15 protein-coding genes are annotated in these 13,143 nt (G+C 73.0%); 8 read left to right on the plus strand and 7 right to left on the minus strand.

All coding sequences use genetic code 11. The features are described from left to right. Window positions 1-33: 33 nt before the first annotated feature. Window positions 34-600 carry a CchlQ gene (locus ACIBK8_RS09580; RefSeq protein ID WP_399041123.1) on the plus strand — a complete coding sequence of 189 codons (567 nt, stop codon included), beginning with the start codon at window positions 34-36 and terminating at the stop codon, window positions 598-600. Window positions 601-685: 85 nt separating this feature from the next. Next, a complete protein-coding gene (locus ACIBK8_RS09585) occupies window positions 686-1,294 on the plus strand; it encodes a hypothetical protein (RefSeq protein WP_399041125.1) in 609 nt (202 codons plus the stop codon). 79 nt (window positions 1,295-1,373) lie between these two features. Here the strand turns inward: ACIBK8_RS09585 and ACIBK8_RS09590 are convergent, their stop codons facing one another. After that, on the minus strand, window positions 1,374-2,516 hold the full coding sequence (locus ACIBK8_RS09590; RefSeq protein WP_399041126.1) for a PP2C family protein-serine/threonine phosphatase: 1,143 nt from the start codon (window positions 2,514-2,516) through the stop codon (window positions 1,374-1,376). A 329-nt stretch (window positions 2,517-2,845) separates the two neighbouring features. On the opposite strand from ACIBK8_RS09590, the gene ACIBK8_RS09595 reads away from it, so the two are divergent. Beyond that, window positions 2,846-3,550: an alpha/beta fold hydrolase gene (locus tag ACIBK8_RS09595; RefSeq protein WP_399041127.1), complete on the plus strand. Its 705-nt coding sequence runs from the start codon at window positions 2,846-2,848 to the stop codon at window positions 3,548-3,550. A 60-nt stretch (window positions 3,551-3,610) separates the two neighbouring features. On the opposite strand, the gene ACIBK8_RS09600 is transcribed toward ACIBK8_RS09595, so the two are convergent. Next, entirely contained in the window at window positions 3,611-4,324 is a 714-nt protein-coding gene (locus ACIBK8_RS09600; protein ID WP_399041128.1) for an aspartate/glutamate racemase family protein, read from the minus strand. A gap of 145 nt (window positions 4,325-4,469) precedes the next feature. Here ACIBK8_RS09600 and ACIBK8_RS09605 point away from each other — a divergent pair, with 145 nt between their 5' ends. Beyond that, window positions 4,470-4,997, plus strand: a complete 528-nt coding sequence (locus ACIBK8_RS09605; protein WP_399041129.1) for a nitroreductase family protein — start codon at window positions 4,470-4,472, stop codon at window positions 4,995-4,997. A gap of 23 nt (window positions 4,998-5,020) precedes the next feature. Here the strand turns inward: ACIBK8_RS09605 and ACIBK8_RS09610 are convergent, their stop codons facing one another. From ACIBK8_RS09610 to ACIBK8_RS09620, 3 genes are all read right to left on the minus strand, one after another. Continuing rightward, entirely contained in the window at window positions 5,021-5,974 is a 954-nt protein-coding gene (locus ACIBK8_RS09610) for a hypothetical protein (protein ID WP_399041130.1), read from the minus strand. Between the two features lie 177 nt (window positions 5,975-6,151). Then, window positions 6,152-6,571, minus strand: coding sequence for a PPOX class F420-dependent oxidoreductase (locus tag ACIBK8_RS09615; RefSeq protein ID WP_399041131.1), 420 nt, complete (start codon window positions 6,569-6,571; stop codon window positions 6,152-6,154). A 199-nt stretch (window positions 6,572-6,770) separates the two neighbouring features. Next, window positions 6,771-7,793 carry a DMT family transporter gene (locus ACIBK8_RS09620; RefSeq protein WP_399041132.1) on the minus strand — a complete coding sequence of 341 codons (1,023 nt, stop codon included), beginning with the start codon at window positions 7,791-7,793 and terminating at the stop codon, window positions 6,771-6,773. On the opposite strand from ACIBK8_RS09620, the gene ACIBK8_RS09625 reads away from it, so the two are divergent. From ACIBK8_RS09625 to ACIBK8_RS09635, 3 genes are all read left to right on the plus strand, one after another. After that, window positions 7,743-8,282, plus strand: coding sequence for a LysR substrate-binding domain-containing protein (locus ACIBK8_RS09625; RefSeq protein ID WP_399041226.1), 540 nt, complete (start codon window positions 7,743-7,745; stop codon window positions 8,280-8,282). The genes ACIBK8_RS09620 and ACIBK8_RS09625 overlap by 51 nt on opposite strands. A 157-nt stretch (window positions 8,283-8,439) precedes the next feature. Continuing rightward, window positions 8,440-8,871 carry a helix-turn-helix domain-containing protein gene (locus ACIBK8_RS09630; RefSeq protein WP_399041133.1) on the plus strand — a complete coding sequence of 144 codons (432 nt, stop codon included), beginning with the start codon at window positions 8,440-8,442 and terminating at the stop codon, window positions 8,869-8,871. Beyond that, window positions 8,868-9,707 (plus strand): alpha/beta fold hydrolase, encoded by an 840-nt coding sequence (locus tag ACIBK8_RS09635; RefSeq protein WP_399041134.1) that lies wholly within the window; start codon window positions 8,868-8,870, stop codon window positions 9,705-9,707. Before ACIBK8_RS09630 ends, ACIBK8_RS09635 begins: the two co-directional genes overlap by 4 nt. Window positions 9,708-9,778: 71 nt before the next feature. On the opposite strand, the gene ACIBK8_RS09640 is transcribed toward ACIBK8_RS09635, so the two are convergent. Further along, window positions 9,779-10,660 (minus strand): NAD(P)H-binding protein, encoded by an 882-nt coding sequence (locus ACIBK8_RS09640; protein ID WP_399041135.1) that lies wholly within the window; start codon window positions 10,658-10,660, stop codon window positions 9,779-9,781. Window positions 10,661-10,836: 176 nt separating this feature from the next. On the opposite strand from ACIBK8_RS09640, the gene ACIBK8_RS09645 reads away from it, so the two are divergent. Then, window positions 10,837-11,733, plus strand: coding sequence for a helix-turn-helix domain-containing protein (locus ACIBK8_RS09645; RefSeq protein ID WP_399041136.1), 897 nt, complete (start codon window positions 10,837-10,839; stop codon window positions 11,731-11,733). Window positions 11,734-11,841: 108 nt separating this feature from the next. Here the strand turns inward: ACIBK8_RS09645 and ACIBK8_RS09650 are convergent, their stop codons facing one another. After that, entirely contained in the window at window positions 11,842-13,131 is a 1,290-nt protein-coding gene (locus ACIBK8_RS09650) for an acetyl-CoA carboxylase biotin carboxylase subunit family protein (protein WP_399041137.1), read from the minus strand. Window positions 13,132-13,143 lie beyond the last annotated feature (12 nt).

The following is a 13,143-nucleotide window of genomic DNA, read 5'->3' on the forward strand; positions in this document are numbered from 1 at the left end:
GGGATCACCACCCGCACAGGGGGAGAAGGAAGCGTGGACTGGGGGACACTCGTCGCGACGGTCAGTGGCGGCTCCATCGCCATCACCGGGACCGTGCTCGCCGACTACCTGCGCCACCGGCGCGAGGACGACCGCGGCGTGGGGACGCGACGGCGCGCGGTGTACATCGAGTTCATCTCGGCCGCCGGGGTCTGCCACGCGCGCCTGCGCCAGATCGCCCAGGACCCCGGCGCCGAGCCCGACCTGGAGGCGGCCACCCGCGCCGCACTGGCCGACGCCGCGCTCTACGACGTACGCGAGCGGCTGTACATCGACGCCTCCGCGGCGGTCGCCGGAGCCGGTCAGGCCATGTTCGAGCGGCTCCGGGACCTCCAACGCACCGTCGCCACCGGCGCCACACCCTCCTCATCCGCCTTCCACGACGTCTACCACCACTACATCGGAGCCGTCTGGCGCTACCGCGTCGCGGTCCGCAACGAACTGGAGAACCGGCCCTTCTCACCCGAGGTGTTCGGCTGGGAAGGCTGGGACGGCACGGACCGCTGCCCGACGTGCCGGGCCACACCCACCGCCGAACCCCGACCCACCGGAACCGACTGACCCGTTGAGGCTCGGACCGGCACGGCAAAGCCCCGCACCGGTACGGATGCGAGCCGTCCCGCCGAGCCCCTCCTACCCTCTACGGATGGACAGTTCAGCCGCGCGCCGGGAGCGCGCCCGACACCGCCGTACGGACGCCCTCGCGATTCTCGGGACGCTGGGACTGCTGGAGCGGTGGCGCCCGCTCGGCGCCCCGGTACTCGTCGGATCCGTGGCGCTCGACCTGGTGGTCGAGCCGGACATCGACCTGGAGATCTACTCCGAAGCCCCCTCCGTGGCCCAGGGATTCGCGGCGCTCACCCCGTGCGCCGAGCTGCCCGGCGTGCGCAGGCTCCGGTTCACCAACGCCCTGGACCTGGACGACAAGGGCCTCTACTGGCGCCTCGACTACGAGGACCACACCGACCGCACCTGGCAGATCGACATGTGGTGGCTCCCCCACGACCACCCCGGACCCCGCGCCACAGACCTCGTGGACCCCCTGCGTAACGCGCTGACCGACGAGACCCGCGACGCGATCCTCGCCGTCAAGGAGGGCGCCGCCGCGCAGGGAGATCCGCTACCAGGAGTGTGGGTCTACCAAGCGGTCCTGGAGCACGCCGTACGCACCTACCCCGAATACCTCGCCTGGCGCGCCCGCACCCCCACGGGCGGGCTGACTTCCTGGCGCCCCACCCCGGGCCGGAAATCCTGACGCGGCGCTTTCGGTTTCGTGTGATCGGCAGCTGCCCCTTCCCGCGCGTGTGCGTCGTCGACCGCAGGCCAGGAGGCGGCTACGGACTGTGCCCGCCGGTGGGCCGCGTGGCCGTGGTGAGCGGGCGGTGCAGGGTGAGGAGCGCCTGGTCGTCCTGGGCACGGCCGCCGCTGTGCCGGCTGACGTCGCGGATCAGCAGATCGAGGACGGTACCGGGATCGACGGGCTGCGCGCCGCGAGCGGCCTTCAGCCGCAGTTCCAGCAGGTGGGGAATGCGCGACTCGGGCCGGTAGAAGACACCCGCCGGATTGCGGGCCTCGGTGATGCCGTCGGTGTGGCACAGCAGCGTCGCACCGGGCGGAAAGGCGAAGGTGTCCACCGTCGTGGCCCACGTGCCCAGCGAGGTGATGCCCAAAGGGGGCGCCTCGTCCGACGGCTCCAGGACGGTCACGTCGCCGCGTGAGGTGAGGAGCAGCGGAGGCGGATGGCCTCGGTTGACCAGGCGGACGCAGCTCAGATCGGCCGCGAATTCCGCGATGAGCGCGGTCGTGAACCCCTCGGACTGCTCCAGCCCCCGCCGACGCTGCCCCTCACGCTGGAGTGCCTCCTCCAGCATGTCGACCAGCCCGACCAGATCGGGCGCCTGATCTGCGGCGAAGCGGAACGCGCCCACATCGATGCCGACCGCGCTGATGGCGCTGAGCCCCTTGCCGCGCACATCGCCGACCATCGCCCGCACCCCGTACGGAGTGTCCTGCACCGCGTACAGGTCGCCGCCGATCAGGGCGCCGCTCTCGGCGGGCACGTAGCGGGCGGCGATGCGCAGCGCGCCGATCCGGCTCGGGGGAGTCGGCAGCACGGCCTGTACGGCGGTCGCGGCGGCCCGCCTGGCGTGCTGGGCGGTGGTGTGCTCGTAGCGGAGGGAGCGGTTCAGTGCGATCGCCAGCAGTGTCACCGCCACCAGGGTGAGCTGGTTGGAGATGCCGCGCTGCCAGCCGAACGTGCCGTCGAGGTAGGCGAGGAGCGCGTGCACGCCCATCGCGACCAGGCCGACGACGATGATCATGGGGCGGCTCAGCAGCGGGGCCGACAGCACAGGCGCCACGGCCAGCAGCGGCGCGGTCGTCACCGGCGTGGGTGTCGCGAGGTCCAGGATCACCGCCAGCAGGATCACAGCTGCCGGCGCCCAGACCGCCCACCGCCTGACCGTTTCCCCATTCACCCTTCTCACCCTGCCGGTGTCACACATGCGCCGCACGCCGACCGCCCGGAGCCGTCAGGCGCCTAGGGCGCTTCTGATGGATCTCCGCGGCGTCGCGGCGTCTGGCACGCACGCTCGCGGCGTTGCCGCAATGTCCCCATAGCTCCGCTATGAAGGCATCCCGGCGCCTTGCGATCGCACGCACCAGACGCCGCTCCTTCCTCCACGGAGATCCATCAGAAGCGCCCTGGCCCCCCGGCACGGCTCCGGGCACAGGCGCTCCAGCAGCGACGACCCTGCCGTTCCGGCGGCCGGGCCGGATTGTCAGACCCCTCCGCTACGTTGCGGGCATGACGAATTTCGTGCTGGTCGCAGGCGCATGGCTCGGCTCGTGGGCGTGGGACGAGGTGGTGCCCGAGCTGCGTGCGGCCGGTCATGACGCTCATCCCCTGACGCTGTCCGGCCTCGCCGGCAAGCGGGACGTCCCGGCCGGGCAGCAGACCCACGTCCAGGACATCGTCGACGAGATCGAACGCCGCGATCTGCACGACGTCGTCCTGGCCGGGCACAGCTATGCGGGAATACCGGTCGGTCAGGCCGCCGAGCGGATCGGCGGCCGGCTGACCCGCGTGGTCTTCGTCGACTCCAGCGTTCCGGCCGACGGCGAGTCCTTCGTGTCCGCCTGGCCGGACGGCCGGGCGGAGGTGGAGGCTTCGATCGCCGCGCACGGCGGTTTCTGGCCGCCGCTGACCGCGGCCGACTACGCGGGACAGGACCTCAGCGATGCGCAGATCGCATGGATCGTCGCGGGCTCCACACCGCACCCGGGCGCGACCCTGACCGAACCGGCCGCACTGTCCGGCGCGTTCGGCGGCCTCCCGGCGACCTACCTCGCCTGCCTGCCCGACGGCGCCGAACCGGGCGAGGGAGTGGCCGCGCTACTGGTCGGCGAGGACTGGCGGCTGGTCACGCTGGACACCGGCCACTGGCCCATGTTCTCCCGCCCCCGCGAGCTGGCACAGATCCTCATCGACGCGGCGGGGAAGGGCAGTTGATGTGCGGTGAGGCCAATCGAACGCGGCTGTCCGGGCGCGGGCCGCTTCATCGGCGCGCGCTCAGCGCCGCTCCGGCTCCTCGGCGGCCTCAAGGGCGCGCGTCACCGCCGCCTCGGCGTGCAGGAAGGTGGTGGGGAAGACCGGGACAGGACTGTCGTCCGCGCCGATCAGCAACTCGATCTCGGTGCAGCCGAGCACGACCGCATCGGCCCCCGCCGTGACGAGATCCGCGATCACAGCCTGGTAGTCGCGCCGGGACTCCTCACGTACGACACCGAGGCACAACTCGTCGTAGATCACCTCGTGTACGCGCCGCCGCCCCGCGGCATCCGGGACGAGCACCTGGATCCCATGGGAGGCGAGACGGTCACGGTAGAAGTCCTGCTCCATGGTGAACGCGGTGCCGAGCAGCCCGACGCGCCGCAGGCCCTGCGCCCGTACGGCCGCGGCGGTGGTGTCGGCGAGGTGCACGAGCGGGATCCGCACGGCAGCCGCCACCCGGTCGGCGACCTTGTGCATGGTGTTCGTGCAGAGCAGCACCATGTCCGCACCGGCGGCCTGCACCGCGAGTGCCGCCTCGGCCAGCAGCTCCCCGGCCTCGTCCCAGCGCCCGGCAGCCTGGAGCCGTTCGATCCGTGCGAAATCCACGGAGTAGAGCACGCACGGCGCGGAGTGCAGCCCGCCGAGCCGCTCCCGCGTCAGCTCGTTCAGCAGCCGGTAGTACTCGGCCGTGGACTCCCAGCTCATGCCGCCGATCAACCCGATGGTCTGCATCGCCCCACTCTGGCATGTTCGCCGGCCGCTCGGCGCGGGCCCCCGCCCTTCCGGAAGGCGCGGGGCCCCTCCGCTGCCGCGGCCCGGCAGTTGGGCGAAAATGATCTCTCGTCTCGTCAACTTGCCAAGCCGGCGGAGGTACGTCATGGAGCCGTCATCGCACGCGACCGGAGAGGCGCTCGTGTCGATGCGGGCCACCCGGTGGTTCACCGACCGGCCGGTCGCCGACGAACAGCTGCACCGGGTGCTGGAGGCCGGCCGCTGGACGGGGTCGGCCCGCAATCGCCAGCCGTGGCGTTTCGTCGTGGTCCGCAGCCCCGAAGCGCGCCGCCGCCTCGCCCTGCTGGGCGCCTACGCAGGACATCTGGCGGGTGCACCGGTGGCGGTGGCCCTGGCGATCGACGAGGCGGCCGGTGGCCTGGACGCGCAGTTCGACGCCGGCCGCGTGGCGCAGAACATGATGCTCGCCGCCCACTTCCAGGGCCTGGGCAGCTGCCCCGCCACCCTCTTTCCCGACTCCGCCGTCGACCGGGCGGGCGAGGTGTGCGGGATCGCCGCCCCGTGGCGGGTGCGTACGGCGCTCTCCTTCGGCCACCCCGCGACCCGGCCCGCCGGTACCTCCGCGATCCCCACCGGCCGCCGTCCGCTGACGGACCTGGTCACCGAGGTGTGAACCCCGTCTCCGTCCGCGCGGCCTCAGCGGGCGGAGGTACGGGCCCGGCGGAACACCACCGCCACGGCGGCACAGGCGGCGGCCACCAGGGCGAGGAAGGCGCCTGCGGTCGGGCCGTCCGGCGATGTCACCGGCTGGGCGCGCAGCGCCTGCCAGGTCAGGATGATCATCACGCCGAGGTAGGTCAGCGCGGCGATCCACACCAGCGCGGTGCGGTACCGGGGAGCGAGCCGCCGTGGCCCGAGCGTGAGGAGAAGGCCCACCAGCGGCAGCACCTGGAGTGCGTGCAGGCCGACGAAGTGCGGGACGCGGAGGTCGCCCCCGACCGTGCTCCAGTTGGTGACCGGCAGTCCCGGCCCGCCGTCGTCCGGCCCGACGGTGTGCGCACCGCCGATCGGCATGCCGCGTCCCGCTGCCGCCGCCGCGTCCTGCCGGGGGGTGGACAGGGTCATGAGGAACGCGACCGCCATGCCCACGGCAGCGATGAAAACCCCGAGACGCAGTCCCCAGGCCAGTACCCGGTCGTCCATCCGCTGGAGCAGCAGCAGGACGGCGGCCACGAGGTTCATCACCCAGGTCAGCAGGATGAACCCGCCCATGGTCAGCCACACCGCCGAGGTCGCGGCCGTGGTGAAGTTGAAGTGGCTGGTCGTACCGGCCGCTGCCGCCCCGGCGATCAGCACCATCTCCACGGTCAGCGCCACACCGGTCACCAGGGAGACCAGGCGCACCAGACGGTCGTGACCGCGGACGAAGGTCAGCAGCCACAGCAGGGTGAAGGAGTAGAGGCAGATCGAGAGCGCGAACCGGGACGGCTTCGCCCAGGCGGGCTGCCCGGTGATGGCGCGCAGGTCGAGGAGCACACCCGCCGACGTGGCGACGAGGAGCGCGGCCATGAGGACGCCGGTCGCCGTCAACGGCCGGTTCACCAGCCAGGCCCGCCGCAGCATCGCCCCCGGGTGACGCACATCCGCCATGGTGGGTTCCCTTCCTCTCCTGTGCGACCGGGGCCGATCGGTTCGAGCCCCCGCCCCGGGCGCCGTGTTGCGTCAACGGGGCCCGGGGGAGCGGCTGTTGGGGCTCACCGCCCGCGGCACGCCGCGGGGCCGCTTCCGTCGGAGCCGCCCGGAGGCCGAGGGGTGCCCCGCCCTGCGTCAGCCGACCTGGCCGCTGTCCTTCAGCGTGCCCCACCCGTGCCAGCGGTCGATCTCGATCCAGGCGCTGACCCGCCCGCGGTCCCGCCGCGGATACCGCTTGCCCAGGTAGTGGTGGGCCAGCCGGTCGATGTCGGAGAGGTCGCTGTCCTCGTACAGGTCGGTGACCCGGCCGACGAGGCTGAGGTGGGTGTACCAGTTGCCCTCGTCGAGCGCGGTCAGCGTGACCCGGGGATCGCGGCGGATGTGCTGGAGCCGTCTGCGCCCCTCATCCATGTTGACCAGCACCCGGCCGTGGTCCCAGAGGTACCAGGTGGCCGTGGACACCGGCTGGCCGTCCGGGCGCAGCGTCGTGATGACGGCCGGATTCGCCTGCGCCAGCATCGCGACGGCCGCGTCGGGAAGCGGGGGTTTCGACATCTGATGAGCTCCTGTTCGGGGTGCGGTCCGGCGTGCGTCAGAGCGTCTATACCCGGCGCCGGTCCTGCCGTGTGCCGCTCCGACCCCATTGGTCCAGCGCGGACACGGATGGGCGAGGGGGCGACGCGGTAGGTGCCCGGCAGCGGTCCTCGCGGGGCCGGTCATCGCCTGTCGGGCGGCGGCGGGCGATGACCGCGCCTCAATCCTGCCGCCCGGTACGGCGGTTGAGGAGGACGACGCCGATGACGGTGACCAGGCCGCCGGCCAGTTCGACGGGGTGGGGCACCTCCGCCAGCCACACGAAGGAGATGACGAGCGCGACGGGCGGCACCAGGTACAGGGCGGCGGTGGACGCCGACACCGGCAGGCGGGCCACGGCGTAGCCCCAGATGACGAAGCCGAGCGCGGAGGGCAGCAGGCCGAGGAAGGCCGCCGCGACGAGGGCGCCCGTCGGCGCCGGGCCCACGGCGTCCACGGTGGCCGGGAGCATGGGCAGCGCGAACAGCGCCCCGGCGACCATGGCGTGGGTGGCGACCTCAAGGCCGCTGTAGCGCTTCAACAGGGGCTTGGTCGCCGTGTGGTAGGTGCCCTGGAACAGCGCGGCGGCCAGGACGACCAGCACGGACGGGGTGAACCCCGAGGTGCCGTCGGCGCGTGAGACGGCGGCCGTCCCGGCCAGCGCCACCAGGCTGCCCACCACGATCCGGCGGGTCACGGCCTCCGACAGGAACACCCCGGCCAGCAGGACGCTGAACACCGGTGCCGCCGCGATCAACAGGCTTGCGGTTCCCGCGGGTACGTGCACCTCGCCCCAGTTGAGCAGCCCTTGGTAAGCCGTCATCCCGGTCGCGCCGCACAGGGCGATCAGGGGCAGGTCGCGCCGGAGCGGCAGGCACACCCCGGCGAAGGGGGCGACGGCGACGAGCACCACGGCGGCCACGAGCAGCCGCAGGAACGAGAGCCCGGCCACCCCGAGTCCGCCGACACCCACGCGGATGGCGGGGAAGGCCGAGGCCCACAGCACGACGGTGCCCGCCAGCGCGCCGCCCACGGCGAGCGAACGGCGGGTGCGGGCCGGGGAACGGGCCGGTTTCCGGGGGCGGGCCCCGGTGGGGACGCTGCCGAGCGGCGGCCGGGGCTGACGCTCCAACTCGTCGAGCAGGAGCCCGAGATCGCGCTCGTCGGGCTGCGCAAGCGGGAGATCGACCTCGCCCTCGTGCACAGCTACACCGTGCTGCCCCGCGACTTCCCTCCGGGCTGCGAGGAGACGAAGCTGCTGGACGACCCGGTGCTGCTCGCCCTGCATCCCGACCGGGCGTCCCGCCTCGGCCTGGCAACCGGCCGACCCGCCGACCTGGCGGCCTTCGCGGACGCCCCGTGGCTCGCCCCCGCCCCCGTCGCGTCCTGCTACGAGATGATCCAACGCGCCTGCGGGGCCGCCGGGTTCGTGCCCCGCATCCGGGCGCGCAGCAGTGACTTCTCGGTGCTGACCGCGCTCGCCGCCGCCGACGCCGGTGTCGCGCTGGTGCCACGACTGGCGCTCCCCGAGAGCGCTGCCGCCCTCAGCCTGCACCCCCTCGTCCGCCCGGTCACCCGCACGGTCTTCACCGCCGCCCGCACCGGCACGGCCAGGCGTCCCGGCATCCGTCACCTCAGGGGACTGCTGCACGAGGCCGCCGACGCGCTACCGAGCGGCCCGCAGCTCCCCTGACGCGGCGGACGCCGGGACGGCCGGACGGCTGGCAGGGGCAGTCGCACTCCCTCAACCTCAACCGCACCCATCCTTCACTCACCTCACCCCACCCTCCCTCACCCTTCCGTAAACTTCCCTGTTGCGTCTTCTGGTGAGGGAAAATAGAGTAACTTCCGTGAGTGATCGTTTCTATTCCCTGGAACAAGTCGCGGAACACCTCGGCCTGCATGTCCGCACCATCCGCAACTACGTGCGGGACGGGCGGCTCCCCGCCGTCCGTATCGGCAAGCAGTACCGCGTCGCGCACGAGGACCTGGAGGGGTTCACCGGCCGCCCGGTGTCATCGGGCTCCGATGGGGACGCCGAGGGGCAGCGGCACACCGAGGTGTCGAGCATCGTCGAGATCGACGCGGTCGACGCCGAGACGGCCCACCGCCTGACCACCCTCCTGATGGGTTCGGCCGCCCACCGGGGCCCGGGTGATGCGCCGCTGCGGATCGAGACGGTCTACGACAAGGACAGGGCCCGGATGAAGGTCATCGTTCTGGGTGGCCTCAGCGACACCGCCCGGCTCTTCGACTACATGGAAGGTGTGCTCAGCTCATGAACACGGTCTACAAGTCCGAGGCCGGCGCGAGCGAGTTGCGGTGGCGCTACCGGGAGGCGCTGGACGCCTGGCCGGTCCCCGCCGAGCACATACGGGTGCCCACCCGCGAAGGCGAGACCTTCGTCGTCGCCTCCGGCCCGCAGGACGCGCCGCCCCTCCTCCTGCTGCACGGCTCGGGAGCCAACGCCACCGCCTGGCAGGGCGATGTCGCCTCCTGGTCGCGGCACTTCCGCACCTACGCCGTCGACCTCATCGGCGAGCCGGGCGGGAGCGCGCCCGCCCGTCCGCCGCTGGCATCCGACAGTCACGCGCGCTGGCTGGACGAGGTGCTGGACGGGTTGGGGATCGCGAGCGCCCCGGTGGTCGCGGTCTCCCTCGGCGGCTGGGTGGCGCTCGACTACGCCATCCGCAGGCCGCGGCGGGTGACGCGGCTGTCGCTCCTGTGCCCCGGCGGCGTGGGGAGGCAGAAGATGAGCGTTCTGGTCACGACCCTGCTGCTGCGCCCGTTCGGACGCTGGGGGGCACGCCGGTCGGTGTGCGCCGTCGTGGGGCTGAAGGCGCCGGAGGCCCGGCCGATCCTCGACCAGGTCGTGCTGACCTTCAAACACTTCAGGCCGCGCACCGAGCGGCTGCCCGTGTTCCCCGACGACGCGTTGCGCGGGCTCCGCATGCCCGTGCAGGTCACCGTCGGCGGTCGGGACGCCATGTTCGACTCCGCGGCCACCGCCAGGCGGGTGCGCGAGTGCGTCCCGGACGCGCGCGTCAACGTCCTGCCCGATGCGGGGCATGCGCTGTTCGGGCAGACGGACTCCGTCCTCGCGTTCCTCCGCGACTGACCCGGATTCGGGGCGCCAGGGCCGTGGCGCAGCCCCCCGGCACCGCTGTCCCCGTAGCCGGAACGTCCGCCTCACCACGCCGAGTTGGGCGCGGGCCACCAGCCGGCGGCCGAGGCGTCGGTGGCGGGGGAGCCGGTCAGCCGGGGCACGGTGTCGGTGACCGCCGACAGCTCGCCGTTGGCGATGGCCAGGTACCACGAGATCCAGCTTTCGATCTGCTTGCCGCTCGTGCCCTGCCGCCACCGCCGGGCGAACGCCTCCTCCAAGGTCTCGGGCTGATAGCGGTAGGGCCGGCCGGTCGCCGCGGCGATGCGGGCCGTGACCTCGTGGAGGGTCAGCGCCTGCGGCCCGGTGACCTCCAGGACGGCACCGTCGTAAGGGGAGTCGGGCCCGTCGTCGGTGGCGACGGTCTCGATGACGGCGGCCAGGTCGTCGTGGGTGACGAAGGCGGCCCGCCCGTCGCCGCCGGGGCCGCGCACGACGAGTTCCTCGTCGGCGAGTGCCGCCGGGGTCGCCGCGTAGAAGCCGGCCCGGAAGACGGTGTGGCGGACGTTGGAGCCGGCGAGGAACTGCTCGGTCAGCCAGTGGTCGCGGGCGTTGCGGTACGTGGCGTCCGGCGCGGCGCCCAGCAGGGACACGTACAGGACGCGGGTCACACCGACCGCGAGCGCGGCGTCGACGGCACTGGCGTGCTCCTCCAGCCGCCGTCCCGTCGGGTGGCCCGAGACCAGGACGAGCGTCGATGCGCCTGCGAGCGCCGTGCGCATGGCCGGAGCGTCGGCGTAGGCGGCCGGTCCGCGCCGCTCCGCTCCGGGCAGTTCGGGCATCCGCTCGGGGCGGCGGCCGCTGAGGAGTTGGGGAACGCCGCGTCGGGCGAGCCGGGCGGCGATGCGGCTGCCGAGGGCTCCGGTGACGCCGGTGACCGCCACCGGCGCGTGCTTCTGCTCGGACATGAATGCCTCCTTGGGACATGGGCCCGCGCCTGCCGCCGGGCCCCGCTGAACGACGCCGGTGGCGCTTCGGCCGCCCGGCTCGGCCAACGTAACGACGGCGGGGGCCTCATCAGGCCCGTCAGCCGGGGTGCAGTACACCCAGGCTGCCGCGGCGGCCGGTTGGCTACCGTGGGGTCATGACGAGGGAGAACGCGCTGGGTGCTTTCCTGCGGGCGCGCCGGGAACTGCTCTCACCCGAGGACGTGGGACTGCGGTCGTACACCGTCCGCCGGGTGAAGGGGCTGCGACGCGAGGAGGTCGCGCTGCCGGCGGGGGTCAGCACCGACTACTACACCCGGCTCGAACAGGGCAGGGAACGGCACCCGTCGCACCAGGTACTGGACGCCGTCGCACGGGCCCTGCGCCTGGACGCAGCCGCGGCCGAGCACCTCTTCCGGCTGGCCAGACCGGCGCCGTCCGGAGCCGCGGCCACATCCGAGCCGACCGTCAGCGCGGAACTGCTGCGCCTGCTCGACCACTTCCTGGACGTGCCGGCCTGCGTCCTCAGCCCCGCGCTTGACGTCCTCGCCGCCAACCCGGTCGCCGAGCAGCTCTACGGCGGGTTCGCGCGCTTCGACAATCTGCTGCGGATGACCTTTCTCGACCCGTTCGCCCGACGGTTCTTCCTCGACTGGGAGAAGGCGGCGCGCGGCGCGGTCAGCACGCTCCGCGCCCTGTCCGCGCCGTTCCCCGGCGACCGGCGCGTCGCGGAGGTCGTCGGGGACGTGTCGCTGCACAGCCCGGCCTTCGTGTCACTGTGGTCCCGGTACGAGGTGCGGCCCAGGACCAGTGAGGACAAGCGCCTGTGGCACCCGGACGTCGGCGAACTGCGGCTGCACTACGAGGCGTTCACCATCACCAGCGCACCGGGCCAGCAGCTCTTCGTCTACTCAGCGGAGCCGGGCAGCCCCGCCGCCGACGCCCTGGCCCTGCTGCGTACGCTCGCCGGTGACCGCGTCCGTGACGGCGATATCGGCGGCGGTCATACCGGTGACGGTCCCGCAGTGGAGCGGCTGGGGGAGTCCCACGGGTGAGGCGGCCGTGCGTGAGGGCCATCGGAGCCGTGCTCGCCCGGCACCCCGAGACGTGGACGGGGGCCGTCGAACCCGTCGACGGCCCCCGTTGGCCCACCGCCCGCGCGGTCAGCCGGTCGCCCGCTCCTCGGACGGGGTGAACGCGAACAGGCCGGGCGCGGTCAGCCGGTCGAAGCAGTCGAGCAGATGCTCCGGGTGGTCGGCCACGGCGATGGCGGCGGCCAGGTAGTTGGTGCTGCCCCTCTCCGGCGACAGGCGGGCGCCGGCCCGGTGCGGCAGCACGACTTCCTGGGCGCCCGAGACGGCCAGCACCTCGGGGGCGGTGGGCACCCGTGTGAGGACGACGGCGTGGTCGGGCGGCTGCGGTATCAAGCGGCCCGCGTAGCGGTGCGGTTCGGGGGCGGCGGGCAGCGGGCCGCCGGTCGCCACCGCAGCGGTGGCCCGGACGAAGTCGTATCCGGCGCTGTGGTGCAGCATTTCGGTCGCGCCGCCGCCGATCCGGCAGTTCACCTCTATCACCATCGGTCCCGCGGCGGTGAGCTTGAACTCGGTGTGGACCGCGGAGTTGGTGAGCCCCAGCGCCCTGATGGCCGCCGTGGTGCGCGCCTCGATCTCCCGGATGCGGTCGGGCGGCAGGACCGAGGGGAGCATGCCGCCGTTCTCCCGGAAGGGCGGCGACAGCGGGAACTTGTCGGTCACCGCGAGATGGCTGATCTCCCCGCGGCGCACGAGGGATTCGACGCTGATGTGGTCGCCGTACCGGGTGTCCGGGTACCACGACGAGCCGATCAGGCGCTGCTCCAGGATGAACGCGGGGCGGGTGCCGCCGCGCGGGTCGTTGAGGTACGCCTCGCAGGCCCGCGCCCAGATCTCGTCCGCTTCGTCCTCCGCGTCGACCGCGTGGGTGGCCATGCTGCCGGCGCCGACCACCGGTTTGAGCACCGCGGGGAGGCCGACCGTACGCCGGGCCTGCCGGAACTCCTCCGCCGTGCGCACCTCCGCGAACCGGGGGACGGGCACACCGGCCGCCTGGAGCCTGGACCGCTGCTGGAGCTTGTTGCGCAGGGCGGGCAGCGACTCGGGCGGATTGCCCGGCAGGCTCAGTGCCGCGGCGGCGGTGTGCGCCGCGACGACCGGTATCTCGCTGAACGCGACGATGCCGTCCGCCGCGTGCTGCTTGGCGTACTCCACGGTGAAGTCGGTGAGTTCGGCGCCTTCGGGGACGACGGTGTGCGTGCACCAGGCGTCGAAGACGCGCTCGCGCTGCGCGTTCACGGCGGGGTCGGGGCCGTGGTGCCAGAGCACGTGGACGTCGTAGTGGGGGCAGAGCCGGGGCAGGTACCAGGAAGGGGTGGGGCCGCCGGGGCCGTCGGTGATCAGGAGTGTGGGGGAAGACATGGTGCTCTCAAC

This window comes from Streptomyces sp. NPDC050161 (assembly GCF_044460025.1).
Lineage (GTDB): Bacteria > Actinomycetota > Actinomycetes > Streptomycetales > Streptomycetaceae > Streptomyces.

Excerpts from the sequence above, each read along its gene's own strand:
- ACIBK8_RS09585 (WP_399041125.1), top strand. The coding sequence starts at position 686 with ATGGACAGTTCAGCCGCGCGCCGGGAGCGCGCCCGACACCGCCGTACG.
- ACIBK8_RS09595 (WP_399041127.1), top strand. The coding sequence starts at position 2,846 with ATGACGAATTTCGTGCTGGTCGCAGGCGCATGGCTCGGCTCGTGGGCG.
- ACIBK8_RS09600 (WP_399041128.1), bottom strand. The coding sequence starts at position 4,324 with ATGCAGACCATCGGGTTGATCGGCGGCATGAGCTGGGAGTCCACGGCC.
- ACIBK8_RS09605 (WP_399041129.1), top strand. The coding sequence starts at position 4,470 with ATGGAGCCGTCATCGCACGCGACCGGAGAGGCGCTCGTGTCGATGCGG.
- ACIBK8_RS09610 (WP_399041130.1), bottom strand. The coding sequence starts at position 5,974 with ATGGCGGATGTGCGTCACCCGGGGGCGATGCTGCGGCGGGCCTGGCTG.
- ACIBK8_RS09615 (WP_399041131.1), bottom strand. The coding sequence starts at position 6,571 with ATGTCGAAACCCCCGCTTCCCGACGCGGCCGTCGCGATGCTGGCGCAG.
- ACIBK8_RS09635 (WP_399041134.1), top strand. The coding sequence starts at position 8,868 with ATGAACACGGTCTACAAGTCCGAGGCCGGCGCGAGCGAGTTGCGGTGG.
- ACIBK8_RS09640 (WP_399041135.1), bottom strand. The coding sequence starts at position 10,660 with ATGTCCGAGCAGAAGCACGCGCCGGTGGCGGTCACCGGCGTCACCGGA.
- ACIBK8_RS09645 (WP_399041136.1), top strand. The coding sequence starts at position 10,837 with ATGACGAGGGAGAACGCGCTGGGTGCTTTCCTGCGGGCGCGCCGGGAA.
- ACIBK8_RS09650 (WP_399041137.1), bottom strand. The coding sequence starts at position 13,131 with ATGTCTTCCCCCACACTCCTGATCACCGACGGCCCCGGCGGCCCCACC.